This is a genomic window from Azospirillum sp. NS33 (genome assembly GCF_059703765.1).
The window spans coordinates 60,241-85,445 of the sequence record NZ_BAAKJB010000013.1 but is presented as its reverse complement, the minus strand read 5'-3'; the positions used below and the strand labels follow the sequence as shown (position 1 = coordinate 85,445).

Here is a 25,205-nt window from a genome sequence, read left to right as displayed (position 1 = left end):
ACCAGAGATGACCAAGCGCACCACACCCGCCCTCGCCGCCGCCGCGCTGGCCGCCGCCCTGCTGGGCGGCGCGCTGGCCGCCCCGGCCGCGGCCGCCACCTTGAAGGCGTCCCACCAGTGGCCGAGCGGCACCGGCGACTTCCGCGACGAGATGATCCAGATGATCGCCCGCGACGTCACCGCGGCCGGCGTCGACCTCGACGTCAAGGTCTTCCCCGGCGCCTCGCTGGTGAAGCCGCGCGACCAGTGGAACGCGCTGGCCAAGGGGCAGATCGACATCGCCCTGTTCCCGCTGGACTACGCGTCGGGCAAGAACCCGGAGTTCAGCGCCACCCTGATGCCCGGCCTGGTCAAGAACCACGAGCACGCCCGCCGCCTGTCCGGCTCGCCGTTCATGGCCGACGTCAAGGCGATCATCGAGGACGCCGGCATCGTCGTCATCGCCGACGGCTGGATGGCCGGCGGCTTCGCGTCGAAGAAGGCCTGCATCCTCGATCCGGCCGACGCCCAGGGGCAGGTGATGCGCGCCGCCGGCCCGATGTTCGAGCGGATGCTGGCCGGGGCCGGGGCGTCGCTGGCCTCGATGCCGTCGTCGGAGATCTACACGGCCATGCAGACCGGCGTTCTGGACGGCGCCAACACCTCGTCGGAGAGCTTCACCTCCTACCGCCTCTACGAGCAGGTGACCTGCATGACCCCGCCCGGCGAGCACGCCCTGTGGTTCATGTACGAGCCGGTCCTGATGTCGAAGAAGACCTTCGACGGCCTCACCGCGGCCCAGCGCGAGGCGGTGATGGCGGCGGCCAAGAAGGCCGAGGATTTCGGCTACGCCAAGGCGGCGGCGTCCGACCAGGACATGGTCGACCGCTTCACCAAGGCCGGGGTGAAGATCGTCTACATGACCGAGGCCCAGGCCGACGCCTGGCGCACCCTGGCCGCCGAGACCTCCTACAAGGCCTTCGCCGAGGAGGTGAAGGGGGGCCAGGCGCTGCTGGACAAGGCGCTGGCGGTGAAGTGACGCCGTTGGAACGCTGACCCGGCGCCGCGGGCCGTCCCGCCGGCGGACCATGTGCGGGGCGCCAACGCGACGACGGAACGACGGGGGGCCTCGCCTCCCGTCCTCCTCCGGCGTTTCGACCCGCACGCCCGCCGCGACACCGCCGGCCCGGCGCCCGATCCCGACGACTTGGGGACACCTGACATGACTCTCTTCATCGGGGCCGTGGCGATGCTGTCGCGCCTGTGCGGCGTCGCCGCGGCCCTGCTCATCGCCGTCTCCGTGCTGGTGGTCTGCCACATGGTCACGGTGCGCTACGTCTTCGGCATGCCGACGATCTGGCAGACCGAGTTCGTCACCTTCGCCCTGGTCGCCGCGACGCTGCTCGGCAGCCCCTACGTGGCCCTGCACCGCGGCCACGTGAACATGGACATCGTGGCCCAGCACGCCGGGCCGCGCACCCGCTTCTGGCTGGCCCTGGTGGCCGGCGCCGGGGCGCTGGCCTTCTGCCTGCTGCTGGCGGTCCAGGGGGCGGGGCTGTGGCACGAGGCGTGGGACCGCAACTGGCATTCCGAGACGGTGTGGCGGGTGCCCCTGTGGATCCCCTACGCCGCGCTGCCGCTGGGCATGGGCGTGCTGTCGCTCCAGTACGTCGCCGACCTCGCCGGGCTGGTGAGCGGGCGCGCCCCGCCCTTCGGCCTGCCGCCCGGCCCCCATCCCGGCCCCCATCCCGGAGCGGGACCGGCCGGCACGGCCGCCGGGGAGGGCCGCTGATGGGCCCGCTGGCCATGGGGCTGGCCGTGCTGGCCGCGACCCTCGCCGTGCTGATGACGGGGATGCCCGTCGCCTTCGCCCTGGGCGTCGTCTCGGTCGGCGCCCTGGTCGCCTTCGAGGGGATCGACAGCATCGACCTGCTGGCCGAAAGCTTCTTCGGCGGGCTCGACGACTTCACCCTGGTGTCGATCCCGATGTTCGTGCTGATGGGGGCGGCGGTCGCCTCGTCGCGCGCCGGCAAGGACCTGTACGAGGCGCTGGACCGCTGGCTCTACCGGGTGCCGGGCGGGCTGGTGATCTCCAACCTCGGCGCCTGCTCGCTGTTCGCAGCACTCACCGGCTCCTCGCCGGCGACCTGCGCGGCGATCGGCAAGATGGGGATCCCGGAGATGCGCAAGCGCGGCTACCCCGACGCCATCGCCACCGGGTCGATCGCCGCGGGCGGCACGCTGGGCATCCTGATTCCACCCAGCCTGACCTTCATCCTCTACGGCATCGCCACGGAGACCTCGATCGGCCGCCTGTTCCTGGCCGGCGCCGTGCCCGGGGTGCTGCTGACCCTGCTGTTCATGGCCTGGACCTGGTTCGCGGTCCACCGCTCGGGCTTCCGGCCCTACGCCCCGGATTTCCGCTACACTTGGCGCGACCGCCTGGTCACCCTGCCCAAGGTGCTGCCCTTCCTGGCCATCGTCGCGGCGGTGATGTGGGCGCTCTACGGCGGGGTGGCGACGCCGTCGGAAGCGGCGGGGGTCGGCGCGCTGTTCTGCGTCGTGCTGGCGGTGGTCATCTACCGGATGTGGCGCCCGGCCGAGCTGGCCGCCATCTTCCGCGACGCGACGCGGGAATCGGTGATGATCTTGATGATCATCGGCACCTCGATCCTGTTCGGCTACATGCTGACCTCGCTGTACCTGACCCAGTCGCTGGCGGAATGGATCGTCGCCCTGGACGTCAACCGCTGGGCGCTGATGGCGTTCATCAACGTGTTCCTGCTGGTGGCCGGCTGCTTCCTGCCGCCGGCGGCGATCATCCTGATGACCGCGCCGATCCTGCTGCCCATCGTCACCGCCGCCGGCTTCGACCCGGTGTGGTTCGGCGTGGTGCTGACCATCAACATGGAGATCGGCCTGATCACCCCCCCGGTCGGCCTCAACCTCTACGTCATCAACGGCATCGCCCGCGACGTCCCGCTGGCGACGGTGATGCGTGGCGCCGTGCCCTATGTCGGCTGCATGATCGTCGCCATCGTCCTGCTGTGCCTGGTGCCGGAGCTGGCGACCGCGCTTCCCGATGCGGTGATGGGCCCGGTCCGGTGAGCGAACTCGTCCCTTCTAGCGCCGCCGCGGCGCCCTGGCGAGAGATATATGAGTCTGGATTCAATCTGACCATATTCTCTCACAGGCGCCGGGAGCGTACTGCCAAGCCATTGGAATCGCCGGAAAATGGCTGGCCAGAGGTGGAAGCCTGTGGGACGCGGACCGGTAAATGTGGAGCCCCATGGGACGCGGGAGCGGTCAGTTCTGGAAGCGGTTGGGAAAGCGTCGCGCGGCACGGTGGAAGCCCATGGGAACGAAATCTGGAAGCCCGTGGGACGCGCTGCGAAACATGGAAGCCGGTGGGACGGAACTGTGGAACCCCGTGGGAGACTCGGAGCGAGGCCGTGGCGGCGGCGAGTCCCTGGCTCCGCCCCGCCCAAGTGTGGAAGCCGGTGGGAACGCCGGCGGTCACCGCGAGGGTCGCGGCGACGCCGACGCCCGCCGGGGATTGCCGGTGCAGCGGCCGGCCGATGCGCCGCCCCGCCAATTGTGGAAGCCGGTGGGACGGCCGGCACGGCCCCGGCGGAGCAACTGTGGAAAGCGGTGGGAGAGGGGTCGAAACATGGAAACCGGTGGGACGGGGCGGCCCCGCGGCCGCGCCGGCGCACGCCGGCCCGGCACCGTGTGAAACCCTGTGAAACGCCTGCAAATTCTTGATTCCATGGCGAGACTCGGCCGCCGTCCGGACTCCGGCCGGGGCCGGGGACTCGGAGTCGCATTCCCACCGCTTTCCACCGTTCGCGCCGCCGTGGCGGCCCCCCGTTTCCCACCGGCTTCCATCGTTCGGCCACCGGGGCGTGCGCCCCGCCGCCGGGAGTCGCGATTCGAAAGGTGGAATCGTGGTTCCATGGTTAGACCTTGACAGGGGCGTCCGCCCCCCGACAATGGTCCGGGGGCGACCCCCCCCCGGGTGCGGCATCGGAGGCAGTGGCGATTATGAAGACGGAGATCAGCCGGATCGAGCTGGGAAAGCCCGACGACCTGATCAACAGCCCGAACTACGTGTCCATGGCCGCGGCCTATCTGGTCAACGCCATCCTGTTGAACGAGCAGTTGAACCCCAGCGAGGAGAACACCGTGCGCCGCATCCCGGTGCGCGACGTGCGCCTGCTGCTGGGTGCGGAGAACTCCCACAACACCCAGTTCCTCGAGCGAGTCCTGGACGAGCTGCTGCTGACCAAGATCACCTGGGGCAAGCTGGTGTGGCCGGGCGAGCGCGACCCGGAGCAGGACGGCGAGGGCGACGCCGAGGCGGACGTCGACCCCGACGGCGAAATGACGGTCAGCGCCACCACCTTCCTCAGCGAGTACGCCTACCGCGTGCGGTCCAAGGACGGGATGGTGCCAGAGCGCGGCTTCATCAAGTACCGCCTGAACCCGCGCATCCACCAGATCATGCGGGAAAAGCGCCTGGTCACCAACATCAACCTGGTGACCCAGCGGGCGTTCACCTTCCAGTACAGCCAGAAGCTCTACGAGGTGCTGCAGCGCACCTTGCAGCGCAATCCCGACAAGCCGGCGCCCACCGAGATCGTCCGCGTCGTCGACCTGCGCATCCTGCTGGGGGTGGGCCCCGACCGCTACCCCGTGTTCGCCGACCTCAACCGCTACGTCCTCAAGCCGGCGGTCGACGAGATCTCCCAGGCCTCGGACATCCAGGTCACGATCAAGACCCTGCGCCAGAACCGCGCCGCGTACGGCATCGAGTTCACGGTGACCCGCAAGCGGGAGTTCCAATTCTCCCTGGCACTCGACGCGCACACCCTGCCGGAGCTGTTCCGCCAGGCCATGCTGGAAAAGCGCAACGACGCCGAGCGCGGCCACATCGTGCGCCGCATGTCGAGCTACAACATCAACAAGGCGGCGGCGGTCGAATACATCGAGAAGATCGGGCTGGCCCGGGTCGAGGAGGTGATCCGCCTGTGCGAGGCGGACTTCAAGGCCGGCTACAAGCCGCAGAACAAGAACGCCTACGTGCGCAGCTGCCTGAAGGGCACCAGCACGCCCGGCGAGTTCGCCGCCCGCGCCGCCGCCATCGGGACCGATGTGGACGACGCGATGCGCCCCTGGTTCACCTGCCTGCGCGAGGAGTTCGGGTTCACCGAGGCGGAGGCCGCCAAGGCGGTGGCCGAGCACGACGCCCGCCGCCTCGGCACGAACATCGAGTATGTGCGCGCCCAGCGTGACCGCGGCACCCGGAAGCTCGGCAAGGGCTATCTCAAGGCGGCCCTGCGCGACGATTACGCCGCCGACAGCGAGCCGGTCGCCGCGCCGGGCGCCTCCGCCGACGGGAGCGCCGGGCCGGGCGGGACGGGCGAGGGCGACACCGACCACCGCATGGCCGTCGCCGCCCTGCGCGCGCGCTTCGCCACCCTGGCCGAGGCCGAGCGCACCGCCCTGCTCGACGAGTTCGAAACCAGCGGTCCGCCGGGCCCGGAGACCCTCGACCGGTTCCGCCGCCTCGGCCCCGACCACGCCCAGACGGAATGGCCGTTCTACGGCTGGTTCCTGGGCCAGAGGAAGGGCTGGCTGAAGGTGGCGCGCTGACCGTCAGCGCGCCACCGGCGCCTCTCAGTCGAAGCGGTCGTAGTCGAAGGGCTCCAGCCCGGCCACGTCGCCTTCGCCGTAGGGCATGTCGTAATACTCGGCCCGCGGGTTGAAGCCGGTGCCGTAATAGGGATAGGCGTAGTAGCCGGCGGTGCCGTACCCTGCGTCGGGACGCACCACCACCGCCTCGACGGCGCCCTCGCGGGTGAAGATGACGTCGTCCACGTAGCCGTAGGTCACGTTCTCGCGCAGGCGGGCGTAGTCGCCGATCAGCTCGGACACCAGCCAGGCGCGCGGACCGACCTCGACGTCGTCATCCACGGCCTGGATGCTCGACCCCGCCTCGTCGGCCGGCAGCCAGCCGTCGTCCGTGATGGCGACGGCGTAGTCGTCCACCGAGTCCTCGGTGACCGGCACGGTGACGCGTTCGCCCGCCTGATCCCATTGGACCTGGTCCCAGGGAATGTTGACGTGGGTGTCGCCGATGTCCCAGAACCCGCCGACCTCGGCGATGATCGACTGGATGTTGCCGTCCGGGCCCACGACGATGTTCTCGATGTCGCCGATCTCCTCGCCGTTGGCGCCGTAGACCTCGACGTCGTCGATGAACTCGTCGGCGCTCCAGCCATTGTCATAGAGCGCGTCGTAGCGCCATTCCGGCAGCTGCACGACCGGCGCCTGCACGGTCGCGCCGCCGGCGGCGCCGGGGTCGATGCTCTGCGCGGAGGCCGCGGCGGGAAGTCCCAGGGCGACGACGGCGGCGGCGGCCAACAGATGGGTGCGCATGGCTGTCTCCTTGTCCGGTGGGGAAGGCCTGTGTGCTTGGCCCTTTCAACCGTCGACCGTGCCGTGGGTTCCGCGGGTGTCTCGCGCTTGCCGGCCGCGACCAAGACGATGCACCGTCCGGACGCCCCGTCGCCGGGTGTTTCCCGCACCGCAGGCACGACCACCAAAACAAACCGCAACGATCGCCGGGTTATGCTGTGTCTCCGGGCCCGCAGGATTTGCGCGGTGGCCGGCGGTGCGGCGTTGTGTCTATGATGTTCAGTGTTCGATGGAGCGTTCTGGAGACATCATGCGGTCCACCGGACTGATCGACATGGCCTGGAGCCACTGGGAGCGGATGGCCGCGGGGCGGCCGATGCCGTCGCGGAGCGATCTGGATCCCGTCGACGTGCCACGCCTGCTGCCCTACACCATCCTGGTGGAGGTGTTGGCGGAGCCGCTGGACTTCCGCTACCGCCTGCTGGGCACCGAACTGGACCGCATCGTCGCCGGCAACCTGCGGGGCCGCCGGTTCACCGAGATCCCGCGCATCGGCCGCGGCCAGATCTGGCACGACCACGCCGTCGTGGTGCGCCTCAAGCGACCGCTGCGCGCCGACGTCCGCTACATCGGCGACGACGCGTACGTGCGGCGTCTCGCCCACGGGCTGTTTCCGCTGTCCCCCGACGGCGAGACGGTGACGATGATCTGGTGCGTCGCCGAGATCGGCCGCTGATCGGGGCCCGGGTCGGCCCGGGTCCAGCCGGGCGCGCCGGAGTCAGGCGGACACCCGCGGCGATCGCCCGGGCGGGCCGCCGCGTCCCGCCGACCGGGCGCCCCCGGTGGCATGCCGCGCCGCGGCCGGGGCCCACCGCGCCGCCACCAGCCCGGCCAGGACGGCGGCGTAGACGAAGGGCGGCGTCTGCCACCCCTTGACCAGCATGATGTAGTGCAGGCAGGCGGCGGCGCCGGCGACGAACACCCCCTTGTGCAGGGCGCGCCAGCGCCGCGGGCCGAGGCGGCGGACCACCGCCAGCGGCGAGGTCGCGGCGAGCGCCGCCAGCGTGGCGAAGGCCAGCAGGCCGACGCTGATGTAGGGACGCTTGAGGACGTCGAGCCACACCGCGCGCCAGTCGAAGAACTGGTCGGCGCCCACATAGGCCAGCACGTGCAGGGAGGCGTAGAAGAAGGCGAACAGCCCCATCATCCGCCGCACGCGCGCCAGCCCGCTCCAGCCCGTCAGCCGGCGCAGCGGCGTCACCGCGAGCGCCAGCAGAAGGACGCGCAGGGCCCACAGCCCGGACTGGCGCACCCCCTCGGCCACCGGCTCCGCCCCCAGCCCGCCGCTGGCCGCCAGCCACACCATCCAACCCAGGGGCAGCAGGGCGGCGGCGAACAGCACCGGCTTGGCGGCGCGCGCGTTGAGCGCCGCCGCCACCGCGTCGTTCACACCCGCCATGTCAATAGAGGGTCCGCAGGTCCATGCCCGCGTACAACCCGGCCACCTCGTCGGCGTAGCCGTTGAAGGGCAGGGTGGGGCGGCGGAAGAACTCGCCGACCCGCCGCTCCGTCGCCTGGCTCCACCGGGGATGGTCGACGTCGGGGTTGACGTTGGCGTAGAAGCCGTACTCCCCGGGCTGCAGGCGGTTCCAGGCGGTGGGCGGCTCGTCGCGGGTGAGGCGGATGCGCACGATCGACTTGATCGACTTGAAGCCGTACTTCCAGGGCACGACCAGGCGCACCGGGGCGCCGTTCTGGTTGGGCAGGGTCTCGCCGTACATGCCGACCGCCAGCAGGGCCAGGGGATGCATCGCCTCGTCCAGGCGCAGCCCCTCCACATAGGGCCAGTCGATCACCGGGCGGCGCTGCCCCGGCATGCGCTCGGGGTCGTGGAGCGTCTCGAAGGCCACGTAGCGCGCCGCCCCCGTCGGCTCCACCCGCTTCAACAGCGCCGCCAGGGGCAGCCCGACCCAGGGGATGACCATCGACCAGGCCTCGACGCAGCGCAGGCGGTAGATCCGCTCCTCCAGGGGGAAGGCCAGGATCTCCTCGATGCCGAAGGTGCGGGGGCGGGCGACCTCGCCCTCCACCACCACCTCCCAGGGGCGGGGGCGCAGGGCGTGGGCGTTTTCCGACGGGTCGGTCTTGCCGGTGCCGAACTCGTAGAAGTTGTTGTAGGTGGTCGCCGAGGTTATCGGCGTCGCCGGGTCGGCCGCGGCGTCGGCCGGGCGGATGGTGGTCGGCGCGGTGAGCGGCGCCGCCGCCGCGGCACCGGCCGGGGTCAGCCCCGCCGCCCCGCCGGCCAGCGCGGCCCCGCCGGCCAGGAGGGCGCGGCGCGACAGCCACAGCGCGCGCGGGGTGGTCTCGCCCTCCCGGCAGTCCGAGGCCTTGGGGAACTTGAGCAGCATGGATGCGGTCTCCAGACGGCAACGATCATGCCGCTGAAGATAGACCGTGCCGCCGCCGGAGGCGAAACACGCCTGCGACACGATCGTGTGATCAGGCGGCGTGTGATCAGGCCGCGTGTGATCAGGCCGCGGGGTGCCGATGACGAAAGGGCGGCCCGCGCGCGGGCCGCCCTTTCGCCGGTCCGGGGGCCGCCGCCGGAGGACCGGCGGCGGCCGACGGGTCACAGGATGAACTTGAACACCAGGATGTAGAGGGTCACCGCGATCAGACCCGCGGTGCCGGCCCAGGCCCAGGCGAACTGGAACTTGGAGGGCAGCAGCGACCTCTCGAAATCGCTGTTGAAGTTGTCCTTGATCGCCCGGATGGTCAGCCAGAACAGGATCGGCGAGAACACCAGCGCCATCACCGACGCCACCTGGGTGACGAAGATCGGCTTGGGCAGGCCGAAGACGATGCCCACGCCGGCGGCCAGCCACACCAGCTGCATGCCGCGGTACAGCAGCTTGCGCATGGTCGGGGTGTTCCACTCGCGCTTCAGGCGGACGGCGCACTCCTCGAAGATGCGGGCCTGGCCGTCGAAGTAGGTGAACACGGTGGAGAACAGAGCGGCGACACCGCCGGAGATGATCACCGGGAAGATCCAGGCGCCGAACGTGTCGGTGTAGATGCGGGCGATGGTCACCCCCATCTCCGTGCCCTTCGGCACCAGGCCCATCGGGTTCAGCACCACGGCACCGACGATCAGGAAGATCATGCCGGTGATCATCGACACGATGTAGCTGATGTTCATGTCGCGCTTGAACAGGATCAGGCTGTTCTTCATGTAGTCGGGGTCCATCTCGACCTTGTACCCCTGGGCGCGCATCTCGTTGACCTTGACCATGCCGACCTTCTTGTCGACCGCCCAGTTGGACTGCATGGGGGCGACCTCGAGGGTGGTCGGGAAGTAGCCGAACATGGCGCCGAACAGCATCATCGACCCGATCGGCGGCAGCGTCGGCAGCAGCCGCGACAGGTACTCGGCCGGCGGCGGCGCCTGCAGGGCGAAGGCGATGAAGCAGGACAGGGCGAACACCAGGATCAGCACCTTGCAGATGCTCTCCAGCGCCTGGTAGCTGCCCAACCACAGGACGGCGACGGTGCCCGCCATGATGGCGGTGGCCCAGAGCTCGATCGGCATGATCGGGAAGGCCGCCCACATCAGAGCGGCGCAGCCCAGCGCACGGCCGGCGATGCCCACCGTGTTGGCGAGAACCTGGAAGCTGAGGAACCACAGCGGCCAGTTGCCGATGCGCTGGTAGGCGTCGATGATCGACTCGCCCTTCACCATCGTGTAGCGGTGGGCGAATTCGAAGGCACAGTACTTCATGATGTACGCGGCCAGGATCACCCACAGCAGATCGTAGCCGTAGGTCGCGCCCGCCGTCGGCGCGTGCATGATGTGGCTGGCCCCGATGCCGGTCATGGCGGCGGCGATGCCGGGGCCCATGGCCTTCCAGGTGTCGGTGAATCCGGTCCCCGGCGCCTTCAGTCGCACAACCTCGCCGTGTCCGGGCCGACCGGCGGCAGCGGCCCCGCCCAGCTGGCCGGGCGCGTCCAGGGCGACCGCAGCGGCCCCGCTCGTCTCTGCACTCATATCTCGTCACCTCCCCGAGGCGCTGGTGGGCGCGTAAACGTCGCGCCTTTTGGAACGGGCCGGCGCCACCCCGCCCGCGGGGGTGCACCGACCAATTGCTTGGGCTTCAAACTGTATGTGAAATGCCAAATTCGTTATACGGAGAAATTACTACCATACCAGTGTTTTCCACGATGCGATAAGGCCGGCGAATCCGCTGGCCCACTCCCGAGGCCGGCCCGGCGCCGCCGGTCGCAGAGTTTGCTAAGTCAACGGATGGTTCGTCCATGATGCGGCCGCCGCCATCCGGCCGTCCGCCTTGATCCGTTGCGCGAACTGTTTGTTGGTTTGTCTGATATGGATATGCGCTGTGCTCGGGGTTGCCTTGCCGGATCGGCATTTATGGGATGCCGTATACCAGCTTATACTTCTCTTCATCGAACGAAGGAGACGACCATGACCTACGCAGCCTTTTCGCATCACGGTTCCGCCGAGCGCGGCCATGGCGACGGTTTGGCGCGGATCGTCGACGCGATCCGCAGCTTCATGACCGCCTGGAACGAGAAGTCGCGCCTGCACGGCTTCATCTGAGGGCGCCAGCCCCGCCCCTGCGGCGCATGGCGTTCCGCAGGGGCGGGCCACCGACCGGGAGTCGCGGCCGGATGCGGCCCGCGGCCAGCCCGGATCCGCGATCGGCAGCCGGCTGACGGCGCCGGTTGAGCGGCGGGGCATCCAGCCCGACCGCCCGCCGCCGGCACACGTGCCGGTCGGTTATCCGCCCGCGAGCGGGCTCCCGACCATCAGACCGACCCGTTCCGACGCCCGGAGCGGGACGATCTCGCGTTCGGCGTGGCGTGCGATGCCGATCGCCTTCATGACCTCCCATGCAGCCCCGTTGGACAGCCCGACACGGCACCAGTGCCCGCCGGAGGCGACGGGCGCGTCGAACGCCACGAGGCGGTTGAGGTCGATGCCGTGCACATCCATGACGGGGAATCATGGCCTTCGCGGCCATCGACTGCAACCGCGCACCCCATCGGGAGGTTCGTAGCGGGTCGCTACGGAATTTGGTGGCTTCTCGAAACCAGGTGGCGCAGGTTTGGGGGGAGCGCGCGGCGTTCCGGCGCGGGAGCGGAGGAGCAGGCATGACCGACACCGACGACCTCCTCGCGCGCAGCCAGGCGCTGCACCTGCGCCTCCAGGACGCCGACCGCCACCACCGCCGGGTCATCGACGGGGCGCAGCGCGCCCGGTCCCAGGCCCGCCTCACCGCTGAGCGCATCCGGCGCGACTGGGAGTCGCTGATGGACCGCATCGGCGATGCCGCGCTGCCCGGCTGACCGGCCGGCGCGCCCCGGTGTGGCCGTAATCGCTCCGTGATTACGCAATAATATTTGCATCCCCCCGCAGGATCGTTGCTTTTTGGCCGCGACTTCGTCTTGTCGTTGTGTATTAACGGTTCGGTAATGGCGCGAGACTACCATTAATACTTGATCATGCCGACCGTGGCACGGACGAGAGGGGTTGGTATGGCCTTCGTGCTCGTCATCGACGACGAAGAATTGGTTCGCCTGGTCTTGCGCCAGTTCCTCGAACAGCAGGGATTGCAGGTCCTCGAGGCGGCCGATGGTGAAGAAGGACTGGCCCTGTTCCGGGCCAACCCGGTGGACCTGGTGATCTGCGACCTGATCATGCCGCGTGTGGACGGCATCGCCACCATCATGGCGGTGCGCCGGGTGGCGCCCGACACCAAGATCATCGCGATCTCCGGCGGCGGCCGCAGCCATGCCCTCGAACTGTTGAAGGTGGCCGGCCAGATGGGGGCCGACCATGTCGTCGGCAAGCCGTTCACGCGTCGCCAGATCCTCGACGTGGTGGGGCAATGCCTGCCTGCAGGGGCGATCCGCCACCCCGCGGCGGACGGGCCACCGTGATCTCCGGCGTGGAACACCGCATCATGAGCACCCTCTCCTTCACCGACCGGATTCGGCACTGGCTTGCCGACGACACCGCTCCGGCGGCCCCGCGCGAGCGGGCGGCCCCGCGCGGGCGCGGCGGTGTGGTGGCGCCCCCGGCACCACCCGCTGCTGCTGCGTCCCCTGCGCCGCCCCCGGCGGCGGCGGCGGACGAGGAGGTGCGCCACCGCACCCTGCACCAGCGCCTCATGGGCCTGCTGGCGCAGCCGCAGCTGCTGGCCACCGGGCGCGTCCAGATGATCAACCTCGACCGCGTGCGCCAGCACCTGGGCGCGGGCTGGCCGGCCCAGCGCGACCGCGTCCATCGGGCGGCGGACCGCATCATCGACCGTCACCTCGGCCCGCGGGACGTCCAGTTCCGGGCCGGCGACGGCGAGTACATCGTGGTCTTCGCCTCCCTCGACCGGGACGCCGCGCAGCTGGTGTGCGCCAAGATGGCGGAGGAGTTGCACCGCCTGTTCCTGGGCGACCCCGATCTGGGGGAGGTGCGGGTCGCCACGGCGGTGGCGATGGTCGACGGCGGCATGCTCTACCAGCACGCCTCGGTGGCCGAGCTGCTGGCCCGGGCGGGACGGGGCGGGGCGGAGTCGGAGGGTCCGCCGGGCGGGAACGGTGGCGGGACCGGTGAGGTCGAGGGCGGCGGCGCCGACGGCCATGCCGGCGAGGCCGGCGAGGCCGGCGGCGCCGACGGCGAGGCCGGTGAGGCCGGGGATGCGGCGCGGCGGCTGCGCCTCGCCGCGCGCCAGGAGGTGCGGATCGACACCATGTTCCGGCCGGTCTGGGACGTCGAGCGCCAGGTGATCACGACCTACATGGCCACGCCGGTGCGGCATTTCCCCGACGGCACGTCGGTGGAGGGGATCGCCGCCCTGGCCGGGATCGACGACCCCGAGCGTCTGGCCCGCATCAACTGCGACGCCCTGATCGACACGGCGGAGACGCTGGACGAGCTGTTCCGCAACAAGTTCCGGCTGATGGCGTCGGTTCCCGTCTGCTTCGAGACCCTGTCGGTGCGGCGCACCCGGCTGGAGTACCTCGACCTCTGCCGCTCGGTGCCCGACCACCTGCGGCCCTTCATCACCTTCGAGTTCCTGCGCTTCCCGGCCGGCGTGCCGAACGGCCGCCTGACCGAGCTGGTGAACGAGCTGCGCCCGTTCTGCCGGTGGATCTTCCTGCGGGCCGAGCTGCGGCAGACCAGCTTCTCCGGTCTGGTCGGCACCGGGCTGACCGGAGTCAGCACCATGGCGCCGACCGACCGCGCCGCCGAGGCGCGCACCATGGAGGACCTGGACGCCTTCGTCGCCGCGGCCGAGCGCGCCCACCTGCGCAGCTGCGTCATCGGCATCACCTCGACCAGCCTGGCGCTCGCCGCCCGCGGCGCCGGCTTCACCTTGATCGCCGGCGACCGCATCGGCCGGGTCGAGGAGATCCCGCAGCACATGCTGCGGTTCGGTTGGCAGGACCTGTTCCTGCGCGAGACGGCGCACCGTTGACGCCGCCCACGGGAGGTGTGGCCATGCCCGAGTCCGCCCAGCCCGCCGCGGCCCCTGTGCGGACGCTCACCCTGCGCCCGGCGGCGCTGTTCTCCCCATCCCTGGCGCGGCACCTGGCGGCGCTGGGATGCGCGGCGTCGGCGCCGCGCCTGGTGCTGGGCTACGTCTCGCCGCACCTCGACGCCGCCGCGGTCGCCGCGGCCGTCTCGGCCGCCCTGGCGCCGGGAACGGCGCTGGTCCTGACCTCCACCGCCGGTGCGCTGTGCGCCGGCCCGGGCGGCGTCTACCACCCGGCGGAGGGGGCATGGGACACCGTCGTCTTCCAGGCCTTCGGCCCCGACCTCTTCGCGGACGTCAGCGTCCACGCCGTCCCCCTCCACTGCGAGGACATCCGTGCCGGCGTCATCCGGCTCGACCATGACAGCCGGGTCGCCGCCATCGCCGGCGAGCTGGCGGCGATCGAGCCGCCCTTCGCGCTGGATTGCCACGACACCGTGGCCCTCACCCTGGTCGACGGCCTGTCGGCCAGCGAGAACCACTTCATGGAGGCGGTCTACGCCACCGGGCGGTTTCCCGTGCTGTTCGTCGGCGGCTCGGCGGGCGGCACCCTCGACTTCACCGACGCCTGGATCGCGGTCGGCGACCGGGTGCTTCGCCACCACGCCGTGGTCGTGCTGGTGAAGCTGGCGCCCGGCGTCCGCTACGACGTCCTGAAGTCGCAGAACTTTCGCAAGACCGGGGTGTCCTTCACCATCCTCGACGCCGACCCGGTCCGCCGCACCGTCACCAGCGTCATCGACCCCGACACCCTGGAGGTCCAGGGCTTCGTCGACGCCCTGGGACGCGCGCTGGGCTGCGATGCCGGTGCCCTGGACGCCCTGCTGGTCGACCGCACCTTCGCCATCGAGCTGGACGGCGCGCTGTTCGTGCGCTCGGTCGCGCGGATCGACGCCGCCGCGGGGACGGCGGCGTTCTTCTGCGACGTCAATCCCGGGGACGAGCTGTTCCTGGTGGAGGCCACCGACGTCGTCGCCCAGACCGCGGCGGATCTCGCGGCGGCGCTCGGCGGTGCGGCGCCGCCGAGCGCCGGCATCCTCTTCGACTGCGCGCTGCGGCGCCTCAACAACGGCCCCCGCCTCGCCGCGATGACCATGTTCGAGGGGCTGCCGGTCGCCGGGTTCTCGACCTTCGGCGAGCTCATGGGCATCAACGTCAACCAGACCCTGTCGGCGATCTTCTTCTTCGCGGAAGGCGCCGGGGGGGGCGCCCGTGCCGACGGCTTCGCCGCGCGCTTTCCGGTGCACTACGCCAGCTACCGCACCTATTTCGACCGGGCGCGGGAGAACCGCCTCAAGATGCTCAACCGCCTGCGCCAGCGCATGATCCAGTCGCTGCTGGCGCGTGGCGATTCCGCGGGGCACCTGGTCGGACGGGTCGAGCAGATCACCGCCAGCGCCGGGCGGACGGCGGCCGAACCGGGCGACCTCGCCGGCGCGGTGGTCGACCTGCTGGGCGCCGTGCGCCTGGCGCGCCAGGAGCGCGAAGCGGCGACCCGGGCGTTGTCGCACCGCGAGGCCGAGCTGCGGCTGGCCGAGGACCGCCGCCAGGCGGCGGAGATGCGCGCCGAGCTGGAGACCCGCATCCGCCGCGCCCAGAAGCTCGAGGCGCTGAGCTGCGTCGCCGGCGGCATGGCCCACGAGATCAACAACATGCTGCAGCCGATCCTGGGCCTGACCGAGCTGGCCATGGACGAGGTGCCGGAGGGCGGCCCGGCCCACCGCAACCTCGCCCGCGTCGTCGAGGCGGCGCAACGCGCCCACGGCATCACCGCCCAGGTGCTGCGGTTCAGCCGCACCGACGGCACCGCCACCGGCCCCCTGGCGCTGGCCGCCGCGGTGGCCGGTGCGCGCGGCATCGTCGACCTGCTGGCGCCGCGCGGCGTGACCATCGCCTGGCGCATCGCCGCCGCGGGCGCGGTCGTTCGCGCCGACGAGACACAGCTGGTCCAGGTGCTGATCAACCTCGTGCGCAACGCCGTCGACGCCCTGCCGGCCGAGGGCGGAACGGTCTCGGTGTCGGTCGACACCGCGGCGTTCCCGGCCATGCTCCAGGACGGGCGGCGCTTCGGCGCCGGCGAGCACGCGGTGCTGGCGGTGGCCGACAGCGGATGCGGCATGACGCCGGAGACGCTGGAGCGGGTGTTCGATCCCTTCTTCACCACCAAGGCGGTGGGCGAGGGCACCGGCCTCGGCCTCGCCATGGTTCACGGCACGGTGGGCGACTGGGGCGGGCGCATCGCCCTCGACAGCGCCCCCGGCGCCGGCACCACCGTCCGCCTGATCCTGCCGCTGGTGGACGCCGACGGCTGACCGCCGCCGGCGCCCGGCCGGGGCGGGCGCCTACACCGCCAGCAGGTCGTCCAGGCGGATCGGCAGGTCGCGCACCCGCACCCCGGTGGCGTGGTGCACGGCCGCCACGATCGCCGCCGCGGTGCCGACGTTGCCCAGCTCGCCCAGGCCCTTGACGCCGGCGGGGTTGACCTCGCGGTCCTCCTCCGGCACCAGGATGACCTCGAGCTGCTGGATGTCGGCGTTGACCGGCACCAGGTACTCGGCCAGGTCGCGGTTGACGTAGCGGGCGGCGCGGCGGTCGATCTCGGTCTTCTCGTGCAGGGCCGAGCCGATGCCCCAGATCATCCCGCCCATCAGCTGGCTGCGCGCCGTACGCGTGTTCATGATGCGCCCCGCGGCGAAGGCGCCGACGATGCGCGGCACGCGGATCTCCCGCGTGCGCGCATGGACCCGCACCTCCACGAACTCCGCACCGAAGGCGTACATCATGCGGTCCCCCATGGAACCGCCGCGGAAGGTCGGCGTGCCCTGGTAGAGCTTGCGCACCGCGTCGGCCCCGGCGCCGGGCGGCGTCCACTCCACGTACTCCTCGATGGCGGCGCTGCCATGGGCGGCCAGCGCGTCGGTGAGCGCCATCGACGCGCCGTCGCCGGCGACCACCGCACCGTCGCGCAGGTCGAGCGCGTCGGCGGCGCGGCCCGCCAGCGGCCCGCCGCCGGGCGTGGTGGCAGCGGCGAACAGCTTGGCCCGGATGGCGTCGCACGCCGCCAGGACGGTGGAGCACAGGCTGGCCGTGGTGTTGGAGCCGCCGGCCACCGGCGCCGGCGGCAGGGCGCTGTCGCCCAGCGCCACCTCCACCGCCTCCACCGGCAGGCCCAGCCGCTCCGCCGCCATCTGGGCGATCACCGTGTAGGCGCCGGTGCCGATGTCGTGGGCGGCGCTCTGCACGCGGGCCGTGCCGTCCGACGACAGGCGCACCCGGGCGGTGGCGGCGGCGGTGTGGGTGGGGTAGCAGGCGGTGGCGCAGCCCATGCCGACCAGCCAGTCGCCGTCGCGCATGGTGCCGACCCCCGGCGTGCGCGCCGCCCAGCCGAAGGCGGCGGCGGCGGCGTCGTAGCACTCCATCAACGAGCGGCTGGTGTAGCGGTGGCCGGTGACCGGGTCGGTCATGGTGTCGTTGACCCGGCGCAGCTCGACCGGGTCCATGGCGAGCGCGTCGGCCAGCTCGTTCATGGCGCTTTCCAGGGCGTAGACGTAGGGCGTCTCCGGCGGCGAGCGCATGTAGCCCGGCGTGTTGCGGTCGGCCTTGACGATGTCCACCCGCGACGACACCGCGCCGTAGCCGTAGAGGCGCGCCGTGGTGTCGGTCCCGGCCACCATGTAGGGATCGGGGCGCGAGGTCACCTCCTGCCCCTCGTGGTGGAAGGCGGTGATGCGGCCGTCGCGGGTCGCCCCCATGCGGATGCGGTGGCGCGTCTCGGCGCGGTAGGTGGCGGTGGTGAAGCCCTGGCCGCGGGAGACGACGCAGCGCACCGGACGGCGGATGCGCCGGGCGGCCAGCGCCACCAGCCCGGTGCGCGGCGTCATCGGGCCTTTCGAGCCGAAGCCGCCGCCGACGAAGCGGCTGATCACCCGCACCTTGTCCTCGTCCATGCCGAGCTGCTGGGCCACGGCGTGGCGGAATCCGTAGACGAACTGGCTCGGCTCGTAGACGGTGAGGGCGTCGCCGTTCCATGCGCAGGTGGTCGAGAACAGCTCGATCGGGTTGTGGTGCTGGGTCGGCGTGGAATAGGCCACGTCGATGGTCACCGGCGCCGCCGCCAGCGCCGCCGCCGCGTCGCCCACCGCCGGATCCTCATGGCCGGGCTTGGCCTCGGCCGCCGCCACCGTCTGGGTGCCGGGAGATTCGAAGGTGGCGCTCGGCCGCTCCGTCTCGTAGTCGGCGGTCACCGCGTGGGCGGCCTCCCGCGCCGCCTCGTAGGTCTCGGCCAGGACCAGCGCCACGATCTGCCCGTCGTGCCAGATCCGCGGCTCGCTGAGCGGGGTGATGGAGGTGGCGGCGCCGGTGCCGAACGCCAGCGGGTTCAGCCGGTCGACGTTCTCGTGGGTCAGCACCTCGATGACGCCGGGCACCGCGCTGGCCGCCGCCACGTCGATGCGGCGGATGCGGCCGCGGGCGATCGCGCTGGTGACCAGCACGCCGTGGGCGAGGTTGGCGATCGCATGGTCGGCGGGGTAGCGGGCCGCGCCGGTCACCTTGAGCCGCGCGTCGATGCGCGGCACCGGCCGGCCCATGTTGCGTCCCGGGGCGGGGGCGGCGGCGATCGCGTCGCCGGGGTTCGGTTCGGCTCCGGTCTGTTCGGCCATCTCAGATCTCCATCCCCTTGGTTTCCATCAGCGCGCGGACCAGAGTCCGGCGGGCCAGCGCCACCTTGAAGGCGTTCCCGCCGCGCGGCCGTGCGCCGGCCAGAGCGGCGTCGGCGGCGGCGCCGGCGCTTGCCTCGTCGAGGCGGCGGCCGCGCAGCGCGTCCTCGGCGACACGGGCGCGCCACGGCACGGTGGCGACGCCGCCCAGCGCGATCCGCGCCGTGCGCACGGTGTCGCCGTCGAGGTCCAGCGCCACCGCGGCGGAGGCCAGGGCGAAGGCGTAGGAGTCGCGGTCGCGCACCTTCACGTAGCGCGAGCGCCGGGTCCATGGCCCGGTCGGCACATGGATGGCGATGATCAGCTCGTCCGGGCGCAGCGTCGTCTCCACGTGCGGGGTGCCGCCGGGCGGGCGGTGCAGGGCGTCGAGGGGCAGGCTGCGGGCGCCGTCGGGACCCAGCACGTCGACCGTGGCGCCCAGCGCCACCAGCGCCTGGGCGAGGTCGCCGGGGTAGGTGGCGATGCAGGCGTCGCTGGTCCCCAGCACCGCGTGCTGGCGGTTGACGCCGTCCAGGGCGGCGCAGCCGGAGCCGGGAGCGCGCTTGTTGCAGGGCCAGGTCGTCTCGCGGAAATACGCGCAGCGCGTGCGCTGCAACAGGTTGCCGGCCAGGCTCGCCATGTTGCGGATCTGCTGGCTGGCCGCCAGGGTGAGGGTGTCGGCGATGACCGGGAAGTCGCGGCGCACCGTGGGGTGGGCGGCGGCCTCGGCCATGCGCACCAGGGCACCGAGGCGCAGGCCGTCGGCGCCCGCCTCGATCCGGCCGGCGGCGCCGCGGTCGAGGGCGTTGACGTCGACCAGCATGGCCGGGCGCATCACGTCCAGCTTCATCAGGTCGGTCAGGGTGGTGCCGCCGGCGATGAACTGGGCCGGCGCCTGGACCGGCGGCACGGCGGCGCGGTTGGCGTTGGCGGCGGCGCGCACGGCGGCGTCCGGCCGGTGGACGGGCTCGTAGAGGAAGGGCCGCATGTCACGCCTCCTGCATCTTCTGGCCGCCCTGGCGGACGGCGGCGACGATGTTGGGGTAGGCGGCGCAGCGGCAGAGGTTGCCGCTCATGTGCTCGCGGATCTCCGCGTCGCTGCCGGCGTGCCCCTCGGTGACGCAGCCGACCGCCGAGAGGATCTGCCCCGGCGTGCAGTAGCCGCACTGGAAGGCGTCGTGGTCGATGAAGGCCTGCTGCATCGGGTGCAGGGTGCCGTCGGCCCCGGCCAGCCCCTCGACCGTGGTGATCGGCCGCCCTTCGGCCATCACCGCCAGCGACAGGCAGGACAGCACGCGGCGCCCGGCGACCAGCACGGTGCAGGCACCGCATTGGCCGTGGTCGCACCCCTTCTTGGCGCCGGTGAGGCCGGCGTGGTCGCGCAACGCGTCGAGCAGCGAGGTGCGGGGGTCGAGGGTCAGCCGGTGGTCCTGGCCGTTGACCCGCAAGGTGACCGGCAGGGCCGCGCGCGGGTCGGCGGCGGCGGCCGGTGCCGCGGCGCCGGCGGCGGCGCCGACCAGGGGCAGCGCCGCGCCCGACGCGGTGGCGCCGAGGAAGCCGCGGCGGTGGAGGTCCGGCCCGAGGCCGGTGCGGTCGGTGTCGGAAGCCATGGCAGAGCTCCTTCCTGAGTGCGTGCGGGCGTGTGGGCCCGGGGCCCGGGGTGGACGCGCGGGGCGCGCGACGGCAGTGCAACACCGCAACCGCGGGGAATGTCGCGCCTGATCCTTTCGGGGAGGGCCGCAACGAAGCGGCGGGGCGCGTGTTGATGCGCACGCCAATGCAACAGCGAAGGAGCGACCCATGGCCGCCAAGAAGTCGATGCGCGAGCTGCTGATCGAAGAGCTGCGCGACGTCTACAACGCCGAGAAGCAGCTGACCAAGGCGCTGCCCAAGATGGCCCGCGCCGCCACCTCCGAGACCCTGAAGACGGCGTTCCAGACCCACCTGGAGGAGACCCAGGGGCAGATCGAGCGGCTGGAGAGGGTGTTCGACGCCCTCGACACCCGGGCCCGCGGCAAGCTCTGCCACGCCATGCAGGGCCTGGTCGAGGAGGCCAAGGACATCATGGACGAGGGGCTGGAGCCCGCCGTCCTCGACGCCGCCCTGATCGCCGCGGCGCAGAAGGTCGAGCACTACGAGATCGCCAGCTACGGCACACTCCAGGCCTACGCCCAGGCGCTGGGCGAGACCGACGTCGCCAAGATCCTGGAGGAGACCCTGAAGGAGGAGAAGGCGACCGACGAGCTGCTCAACAAGCTCGCCTGCGGCGACATCAACAAGAAGGCCGCCAAGGCCGCGTGAGACCCCGGCGGAGCCGCGGCCGTGCCCGCGGCTCCGCCCCGGGCCCCCGGAACGGTTGCACCGCGCCGCGGAACGGTCTAGCTAGCGGCGTCCGGACAGCGCAGCAGCGGGACCCGAGCGGTGGATCGACCGGCCAAACTACCGGTGAAGCGGGCGACGGCGGCCGAGGTGGCGCGTCTGGCCGGGGTGTCGCAGTCGGCGGTGTCGCGCTGCTTCACGCCCGGCGCCAGCGTCTCCGCGGCGATGCGCGCCCGCGTCCTGGCCGTGGCCGACCGCCTCAACTACCGCCCCAACGCGCTGGCCCGCGGCCTGACCACGGCGCGCACCGACCTGGTGGGGGTGGTCATGGGCGACCTCGACGGGCCGTTCCAGCCCTACCTCTTCGAACACCTCACCCGCGGCCTGGCCACCCTGGGCAAGCAGTCCCTGCTGATCCGCGGCGACCCCGCCGCCGGCCTGGGCGGGGCGGCCATGGCGGCGCTCGACTACCAGGTGGACGCCGTGCTGGTGACCGCCGGCAGCGTGTCGGCGCGCACCGTGCGCGCGGTGATGGGGCTGGGAACGCCGCTGCTGCTCTACGGCCGCGCCGTGCCGGAGGACGGGGTGGACGCGGTGTGCTGCGACAACCGGCTGGGCGCGCGGCGCGTCGCCGAGGCGCTGGTCGCCGCCGGCCACCGCCGCATCGCCTACATCGCCGGCCGTGCCGCCGCCTTCGCCGAGCAGGAGCGCAGCGCCGCCTTCCGCGCCGCCCTGGCGGAGGCCGGCGTCCCGCTGGCCCTCGAGGCGCGCGGCGACTACGGCTACGCCAGCGGCCACCGCGCGGCGCTGGAGCTGCTGCGCGCCGACCCGCGCCCCGACGCGCTGTTCTGCGGCAACGACGCCATGGCCTTCGGCGCGCTGGACGCGGCCCGCCTGGCGCTGGGGCTGCGGGTGCCCGACGAGGTGGCCATCGTCGGCTTCGACGACGTGCCGATGGCGGCCTGGCCCGGCTACGACCTCACCACCGTGCGCAACCCGGTGGAGCGCACGGTGCGCGCGCTGATGGCCATGCTGGCCCGGCGCCTGGCCGACCCCGCCGCGCCGCCCGTCCTGGAGCGCCCGGCCCCGGAGCTGGTGGTGCGCGGCAGCGCCCGGCTGGGTGGCTGAACGCTCACCGACAGGGACAGCATCCTGCCGGGGTCGGTCAGGCTCTGGACGCGCTCCACCAAGACGAAGCCGCCCATCGCCTCCCGCTATGTCGCGGCTCCGGAGGGGACGGGTCGGGCGGGCGCGGCACCGCGCGGGCGCGGCGCCGGCAGGGTCATGGCGGCGACCCCGCCGACCACCAGGACCAGGCCGAGCCACGCCGCGGCGTCGGGCGCCTCGCCCAGCGCGGCGGCGGCGATCGCCACGCCGACGGGGACCCGCAGGTAGGCCTGCGCCGTCGCCCCGACCGGACCCAGGGTGCGGAACAGGCGGAAGTATATCACGAAGGCCAGCGCGGTGGAGAGCACCGCCAGCGCCGCCAGGGCGCCCAGCGATGGCGCCGAGGGCTGCAGCGCCCAGGGCCGGTCGACGGCCAGGCTGAGCGGCACCAGCAGGGCGGCGCCGCACAGCAGCGAGCCGGCGGCGGGCACCATCGAATCCAGCCCCTTGAAGCGGCCGCCGTAGACCGCAGCCCCGCCATAGGCGACGGTGGCGGCGACGATGGCGAGCTGGGCCGGGAGGTCGCCGCCCAGGCCCTCCAGCGCCTCCGCCCCCACCACCAGGACGATGCCGGCCAGGCCGATGGCGACGCCGGCCCCGGTGCGACGGTTGACGGCGGCGCCGGCCAGGGCGGCGGCGATCAGCGTGGCGAACACCGGGGTGGTGGCGTTCAGGATGGCGGCCAGCCCGGCGTCGACCCGCTGCTCGGCCCAGGCGATCAGGGTGAAGGGCAGGGCGCTGTTGAGCAGAGCCTGCACCGCGAAGGCGCGCCAGGTGGCGGCGTCGCGCGGCAGGGCGACGCCGCGCAGGCGCAGCAGGGCCAGCAGCAGCAGGCCGGCGAGCAGGGTGCGCCCGGCGATCAGGGTCACCGGCGGGATGGTCGCCACCCCCAGCTTGATGAAGGTGTAGGAGGCCCCCCACAGGGTGGCGAGCAGGGCGAGCAGGGCCAGCTCCCGGAGCAGGCCGCCCTGGGGGCCGGCGGTGGACGGGGACGGGTCGGCGGCGGGAGGAGGCATGGTCGTTGTCCGCACGGGGGATGGGGCGCGGCGACGGTGGCACGCCCGCCCCGGCGCGTCACCGCCGGACGCTTCGGCCGCGGCCGTAGGGTTGGCGGCTGCGCCGGGGCGGCGGCGCGGGTATGCTCGGCGCCATGACCATGGTCTCCGGCAACACCCTGGCGGCGGTGGCCGCCGCGATCGGCGACGTGGCGCGGGCCAACATGCTGGCCGCGCTGATGGACGGCCGCGCCCTCACCGCAGGCGAGTTGGCCTGGCACGCCGGCGTCAGCCCGCAGACCACCAGCGGCCATCTGGCGCGGCTGCGCGACGCCGGGCTGGTGGCGCAGGTGCGCCAGGGCCGCCACCGCTACCATCGGCTGGCCGGGCCGGAGGTGGCGCACGCCCTGGAATCGCTGATGGCGCTGGCCGCCGCGGGGCCGCGCCGCCACCGCCCGGCGGGGCCGCGCGACGAGGCGCTGCGCGCCGCCCGAACCTGCTACGACCATGTGGCCGGGCGCCTGGGCACCGGGCTGGCCGCCGCCCTGGCCGCCGCCGGCCACGTCGAGCTGGCCGACGGCGCGGCCCGGGTGACGCCCGCGGGGCACCGCTTCCTGCACGCTGCCCTGGCCATCGACCTGGAGGCGGCGGGCGGGGGCCGGCCGGTGTGCCGGGCCTGCCTGGACTGGAGCGAGCGGCGCCCCCACCTCGCCGGCCGGCTCGGCGCGGCGCTGCTGGACCACGGGCTGGGCACCGGCTGGGTGGCGCGCCGCCCGGACAGCCGGGCGCTCACGGTGACCGCGGCGGGAGCCGCGGGGTACGCCACCCTGTTCGGCCTGCGTCCGGGGTGATCGGTGCCGCGCAAGAACCGGGCTGCGCCACGCGCGCCCGCGGCTTATCGCTCGCCGTCCCGCCCCCTCCGGAGCCCGCCATCATGACCGCCGCCCCCGCCAACCGCCCGATGACCGCACGCGAGTGGGGTCTGCTGCTCGCCCTGTCGGTGCTGTGGGGCGGCTCGTTCCTGTTCGTGGGTGTGGCGGTGCGCGATCTGCCGCCGCTGACCATCGTGGTGGTCCGGGTGGCGCTGGCGGCGGCGATCCTCCACCTGGTGCTGCGCGCCACCGGGCGCACCCTGACGGCGCGGCGGGAGGTGTGGATCGCCTTCGCCGGCATGGGCCTGCTCAACAACGCGATCCCCTTCACCCTGATCGTCTGGGGCCAGACCCACATCGCCAGCGGCCTCGCCTCGATCCTCAACGCCACGACGCCGCTGTTCGGGGTGGTGGTGGCCCATTGGCTGACCCGCGATGAGCGGATGACCGGCGGCCGGCTGGCCGGCGTGCTGCTGGGCCTGGCCGGGGTGGCGGCGATGGTCGGCGGGGCGGCGCTGCACGACCTGGGGCGCGACGTCGTCGCCCAGCTCGCCGTGCTGGGGGCCGCCCTCTCCTACGCCGTCGCCGGCATCTTCGGCCGGCGCTTCGCCGCCCTGGGGGTGTCGGCGCTGGAGACGGCGGCCGGGCAGGTGACCCTGTCGACGCTGATGCTGCTGCCGGTGATGCTGGCGGTCGACCGGCCGTGGACCCTGCCAGCGCCGTCGGCGGCCACGGTGGCGGCGCTGCTGGCGCTGGCGGCGGTGTCCACGGCCCTGGCCTACATCCTGTTCTTCCGCCTGCTGGCCACGGCCGGGGCCACCAACCTGATGCTGGTCACCCTGCTGATCCCGGTGACCGCCATCCTGCTGGGGGTCGCCGTGCTGGGCGAGGCGCTGGAGCCCCGCCACCTCGCCGGCATGGCGCTGATCGCCCTCGGCCTCGCCGCCATCGACGGCCGCCCCTGGCGGCGTCTCACCGCCGGGCGCGCGGTGGCGCGGGGGCGTTAGACCGACGTTTCCGTGCCGTTCGCGCCATAGGTCTGCCGCCGGACCGGGCGTATCCGGTCGTCGGACCCACGACCGGGCCGCCGGCGCCCGGCTTCACACAAACGTCATCGATCCCACATCGCCGCGTCACGCTGCGCGCCTAAACCGGGGCGCAGCGGTTTTGCATGCGTATGCAAAGCCGGTCCCAGCCGGAGGCCCG

At 72.6% G+C, this 25,205-nt stretch carries 23 protein-coding genes; 14 read left to right on the top strand and 9 right to left on the bottom strand.

Annotated features, from left to right (window positions below):
- Positions 1–7: 7 nt before the first annotated feature.
- The 4 genes from dctP (at position 8) to AC6H2I_RS13495 (ending at position 5,634) form a co-directional block, all read left to right on the top strand.
- Positions 8–1,018 (top strand): TRAP transporter substrate-binding protein DctP, encoded by a 1,011-nt coding sequence (gene dctP / locus AC6H2I_RS13510; RefSeq protein WP_497501170.1) that lies wholly within the window; start codon positions 8–10, stop codon positions 1,016–1,018.
- A 183-nt stretch (positions 1,019–1,201) separates the two neighbouring features.
- On the top strand, positions 1,202–1,771 hold the full coding sequence (locus AC6H2I_RS13505; RefSeq protein WP_497501169.1) for a TRAP transporter small permease subunit: 570 nt from the start codon (positions 1,202–1,204) through the stop codon (positions 1,769–1,771).
- A complete protein-coding gene (locus tag AC6H2I_RS13500; RefSeq protein ID WP_497501168.1) occupies positions 1,771–3,087 on the top strand; it encodes a TRAP transporter large permease in 1,317 nt (438 codons plus the stop codon). Before AC6H2I_RS13505 ends, AC6H2I_RS13500 begins: the two co-directional genes overlap by 1 nt.
- Positions 3,088–4,023: 936 nt before the next feature.
- The gene (locus AC6H2I_RS13495) at positions 4,024–5,634 is read left to right on the top strand and encodes a replication initiation protein (RefSeq protein WP_497501167.1); all 1,611 of its coding nucleotides are present in this window, start codon (positions 4,024–4,026) and stop codon (positions 5,632–5,634) included.
- Between the two features lie 24 nt (positions 5,635–5,658).
- On the opposite strand, the gene AC6H2I_RS13490 is transcribed toward AC6H2I_RS13495, so the two are convergent.
- Entirely contained in the window at positions 5,659–6,420 is a 762-nt protein-coding gene (locus AC6H2I_RS13490) for a PRC-barrel domain-containing protein (protein WP_497501166.1), read from the bottom strand.
- A 289-nt stretch (positions 6,421–6,709) separates the two neighbouring features.
- Between AC6H2I_RS13490 and AC6H2I_RS13485 the strand changes: the two genes are divergently transcribed.
- Positions 6,710–7,135, top strand: a complete 426-nt coding sequence (locus tag AC6H2I_RS13485; protein WP_497501165.1) for a PAS domain-containing protein — start codon at positions 6,710–6,712, stop codon at positions 7,133–7,135.
- Between the two features lie 42 nt (positions 7,136–7,177).
- On the opposite strand, the gene msrQ is transcribed toward AC6H2I_RS13485, so the two are convergent.
- The 3 genes from msrQ to AC6H2I_RS13470 form a co-directional block, all read right to left on the bottom strand.
- Positions 7,178–7,858, bottom strand: a complete 681-nt coding sequence (gene msrQ / locus AC6H2I_RS13480) for a protein-methionine-sulfoxide reductase heme-binding subunit MsrQ (RefSeq protein ID WP_497501164.1) — start codon at positions 7,856–7,858, stop codon at positions 7,178–7,180.
- A 1-nt stretch (position 7,859) separates the two neighbouring features.
- The gene (msrP, locus tag AC6H2I_RS13475) at positions 7,860–8,807 is read right to left on the bottom strand and encodes a protein-methionine-sulfoxide reductase catalytic subunit MsrP (RefSeq protein WP_497501163.1); all 948 of its coding nucleotides are present in this window, start codon (positions 8,805–8,807) and stop codon (positions 7,860–7,862) included.
- Positions 8,808–9,028: 221 nt separating this feature from the next.
- Positions 9,029–10,444, bottom strand: coding sequence for an Nramp family divalent metal transporter (locus tag AC6H2I_RS13470; RefSeq protein WP_497501162.1), 1,416 nt, complete (start codon positions 10,442–10,444; stop codon positions 9,029–9,031).
- A 435-nt stretch (positions 10,445–10,879) separates the two neighbouring features.
- Between AC6H2I_RS13470 and AC6H2I_RS13465 the strand changes: the two genes are divergently transcribed.
- Positions 10,880–11,014 carry a hypothetical protein gene (locus AC6H2I_RS13465; RefSeq protein WP_497501161.1) on the top strand — a complete coding sequence of 45 codons (135 nt, stop codon included), beginning with the start codon at positions 10,880–10,882 and terminating at the stop codon, positions 11,012–11,014.
- A 180-nt stretch (positions 11,015–11,194) separates the two neighbouring features.
- Here the strand turns inward: AC6H2I_RS13465 and AC6H2I_RS13460 are convergent, their stop codons facing one another.
- Entirely contained in the window at positions 11,195–11,410 is a 216-nt protein-coding gene (locus tag AC6H2I_RS13460; RefSeq protein ID WP_497501160.1) for a hypothetical protein, read from the bottom strand.
- 158 nt (positions 11,411–11,568) lie between these two features.
- Between AC6H2I_RS13460 and AC6H2I_RS13455 the strand changes: the two genes are divergently transcribed.
- The 4 genes from AC6H2I_RS13455 (at position 11,569) to AC6H2I_RS13440 (ending at position 16,261) form a co-directional block, all read left to right on the top strand.
- Positions 11,569–11,763, top strand: a complete 195-nt coding sequence (locus AC6H2I_RS13455; protein ID WP_497501159.1) for a hypothetical protein — start codon at positions 11,569–11,571, stop codon at positions 11,761–11,763.
- 189 nt (positions 11,764–11,952) lie between these two features.
- Positions 11,953–12,357 (top strand): response regulator, encoded by a 405-nt coding sequence (locus AC6H2I_RS13450; RefSeq protein ID WP_497501158.1) that lies wholly within the window; start codon positions 11,953–11,955, stop codon positions 12,355–12,357.
- A 23-nt stretch (positions 12,358–12,380) separates the two neighbouring features.
- Positions 12,381–13,892, top strand: a complete 1,512-nt coding sequence (locus AC6H2I_RS13445) for a hypothetical protein (RefSeq protein ID WP_497501157.1) — start codon at positions 12,381–12,383, stop codon at positions 13,890–13,892.
- Between the two features lie 23 nt (positions 13,893–13,915).
- Positions 13,916–16,261, top strand: a complete 2,346-nt coding sequence (locus tag AC6H2I_RS13440) for an ATP-binding protein (protein ID WP_497501156.1) — start codon at positions 13,916–13,918, stop codon at positions 16,259–16,261.
- A gap of 30 nt (positions 16,262–16,291) precedes the next feature.
- On the opposite strand, the gene AC6H2I_RS13435 is transcribed toward AC6H2I_RS13440, so the two are convergent.
- The 3 genes from AC6H2I_RS13435 to AC6H2I_RS13425 are packed head-to-tail and all read right to left on the bottom strand — an operon-like array spanning position 16,292 to position 20,256.
- Positions 16,292–18,610: a xanthine dehydrogenase family protein molybdopterin-binding subunit gene (locus AC6H2I_RS13435; RefSeq protein WP_497501155.1), complete on the bottom strand. Its 2,319-nt coding sequence runs from the start codon at positions 18,608–18,610 to the stop codon at positions 16,292–16,294.
- A 1-nt stretch (position 18,611) separates the two neighbouring features.
- Complete coding sequence (locus tag AC6H2I_RS13430; protein WP_497501154.1) at positions 18,612–19,634, bottom strand: FAD binding domain-containing protein; 1,023 nt, start codon at positions 19,632–19,634, stop codon at positions 18,612–18,614.
- A gap of 1 nt (position 19,635) precedes the next feature.
- On the bottom strand, positions 19,636–20,256 hold the full coding sequence (locus AC6H2I_RS13425) for a (2Fe-2S)-binding protein (RefSeq protein ID WP_497501153.1): 621 nt from the start codon (positions 20,254–20,256) through the stop codon (positions 19,636–19,638).
- 190 nt (positions 20,257–20,446) lie between these two features.
- On the opposite strand from AC6H2I_RS13425, the gene AC6H2I_RS13420 reads away from it, so the two are divergent.
- Complete coding sequence (locus AC6H2I_RS13420; protein ID WP_497501152.1) at positions 20,447–20,947, top strand: YciE/YciF ferroxidase family protein; 501 nt, start codon at positions 20,447–20,449, stop codon at positions 20,945–20,947.
- Positions 20,948–21,067: 120 nt separating this feature from the next.
- On the top strand, positions 21,068–22,093 hold the full coding sequence (locus AC6H2I_RS13415) for a LacI family DNA-binding transcriptional regulator (RefSeq protein WP_497501151.1): 1,026 nt from the start codon (positions 21,068–21,070) through the stop codon (positions 22,091–22,093).
- 86 nt (positions 22,094–22,179) lie between these two features.
- Here AC6H2I_RS13415 and AC6H2I_RS13410 read toward each other — a convergent pair whose 3' ends face one another.
- On the bottom strand, positions 22,180–23,148 hold the full coding sequence (locus tag AC6H2I_RS13410) for a DMT family transporter (RefSeq protein ID WP_497501150.1): 969 nt from the start codon (positions 23,146–23,148) through the stop codon (positions 22,180–22,182).
- Between the two features lie 134 nt (positions 23,149–23,282).
- Between AC6H2I_RS13410 and AC6H2I_RS13405 the strand changes: the two genes are divergently transcribed.
- A complete protein-coding gene (locus AC6H2I_RS13405) occupies positions 23,283–23,978 on the top strand; it encodes an ArsR/SmtB family transcription factor (RefSeq protein WP_497501149.1) in 696 nt (231 codons plus the stop codon).
- A gap of 83 nt (positions 23,979–24,061) precedes the next feature.
- Complete coding sequence (locus AC6H2I_RS13400) at positions 24,062–25,006, top strand: DMT family transporter (protein WP_497501148.1); 945 nt, start codon at positions 24,062–24,064, stop codon at positions 25,004–25,006.
- Positions 25,007–25,205 lie beyond the last annotated feature (199 nt).

What these genes read in the sequence shown, in the direction of transcription:
- dctP (WP_497501170.1), top strand. Translation starts at nt 8, where the DNA reads ATGACCAAGCGCACCACACCCGCCCTCGCCGCCGCCGCGCTGGCCGCC.
- AC6H2I_RS13505 (WP_497501169.1), top strand. Translation starts at nt 1,202, where the DNA reads ATGACTCTCTTCATCGGGGCCGTGGCGATGCTGTCGCGCCTGTGCGGC.
- AC6H2I_RS13500 (WP_497501168.1), top strand. Translation starts at nt 1,771, where the DNA reads ATGGGCCCGCTGGCCATGGGGCTGGCCGTGCTGGCCGCGACCCTCGCC.
- AC6H2I_RS13495 (WP_497501167.1), top strand. Translation starts at nt 4,024, where the DNA reads ATGAAGACGGAGATCAGCCGGATCGAGCTGGGAAAGCCCGACGACCTG.
- AC6H2I_RS13490 (WP_497501166.1), bottom strand. Translation starts at nt 6,420, where the DNA reads ATGCGCACCCATCTGTTGGCCGCCGCCGCCGTCGTCGCCCTGGGACTT.
- AC6H2I_RS13485 (WP_497501165.1), top strand. Translation starts at nt 6,710, where the DNA reads ATGCGGTCCACCGGACTGATCGACATGGCCTGGAGCCACTGGGAGCGG.
- msrQ (WP_497501164.1), bottom strand. Translation starts at nt 7,858, where the DNA reads ATGGCGGGTGTGAACGACGCGGTGGCGGCGGCGCTCAACGCGCGCGCC.
- msrP (WP_497501163.1), bottom strand. Translation starts at nt 8,807, where the DNA reads ATGCTGCTCAAGTTCCCCAAGGCCTCGGACTGCCGGGAGGGCGAGACC.
- AC6H2I_RS13470 (WP_497501162.1), bottom strand. Translation starts at nt 10,444, where the DNA reads ATGAGTGCAGAGACGAGCGGGGCCGCTGCGGTCGCCCTGGACGCGCCC.
- AC6H2I_RS13465 (WP_497501161.1), top strand. Translation starts at nt 10,880, where the DNA reads ATGACCTACGCAGCCTTTTCGCATCACGGTTCCGCCGAGCGCGGCCAT.
- AC6H2I_RS13460 (WP_497501160.1), bottom strand. Translation starts at nt 11,410, where the DNA reads ATGGATGTGCACGGCATCGACCTCAACCGCCTCGTGGCGTTCGACGCG.
- AC6H2I_RS13455 (WP_497501159.1), top strand. Translation starts at nt 11,569, where the DNA reads ATGACCGACACCGACGACCTCCTCGCGCGCAGCCAGGCGCTGCACCTG.
- AC6H2I_RS13450 (WP_497501158.1), top strand. Translation starts at nt 11,953, where the DNA reads ATGGCCTTCGTGCTCGTCATCGACGACGAAGAATTGGTTCGCCTGGTC.
- AC6H2I_RS13445 (WP_497501157.1), top strand. Translation starts at nt 12,381, where the DNA reads ATGAGCACCCTCTCCTTCACCGACCGGATTCGGCACTGGCTTGCCGAC.
- AC6H2I_RS13440 (WP_497501156.1), top strand. Translation starts at nt 13,916, where the DNA reads ATGCCCGAGTCCGCCCAGCCCGCCGCGGCCCCTGTGCGGACGCTCACC.
- AC6H2I_RS13435 (WP_497501155.1), bottom strand. Translation starts at nt 18,610, where the DNA reads ATGGCCGAACAGACCGGAGCCGAACCGAACCCCGGCGACGCGATCGCC.
- AC6H2I_RS13430 (WP_497501154.1), bottom strand. Translation starts at nt 19,634, where the DNA reads ATGCGGCCCTTCCTCTACGAGCCCGTCCACCGGCCGGACGCCGCCGTG.
- AC6H2I_RS13425 (WP_497501153.1), bottom strand. Translation starts at nt 20,256, where the DNA reads ATGGCTTCCGACACCGACCGCACCGGCCTCGGGCCGGACCTCCACCGC.
- AC6H2I_RS13420 (WP_497501152.1), top strand. Translation starts at nt 20,447, where the DNA reads ATGGCCGCCAAGAAGTCGATGCGCGAGCTGCTGATCGAAGAGCTGCGC.
- AC6H2I_RS13410 (WP_497501150.1), bottom strand. Translation starts at nt 23,148, where the DNA reads ATGCCTCCTCCCGCCGCCGACCCGTCCCCGTCCACCGCCGGCCCCCAG.
- AC6H2I_RS13405 (WP_497501149.1), top strand. Translation starts at nt 23,283, where the DNA reads ATGACCATGGTCTCCGGCAACACCCTGGCGGCGGTGGCCGCCGCGATC.
- AC6H2I_RS13400 (WP_497501148.1), top strand. Translation starts at nt 24,062, where the DNA reads ATGACCGCCGCCCCCGCCAACCGCCCGATGACCGCACGCGAGTGGGGT.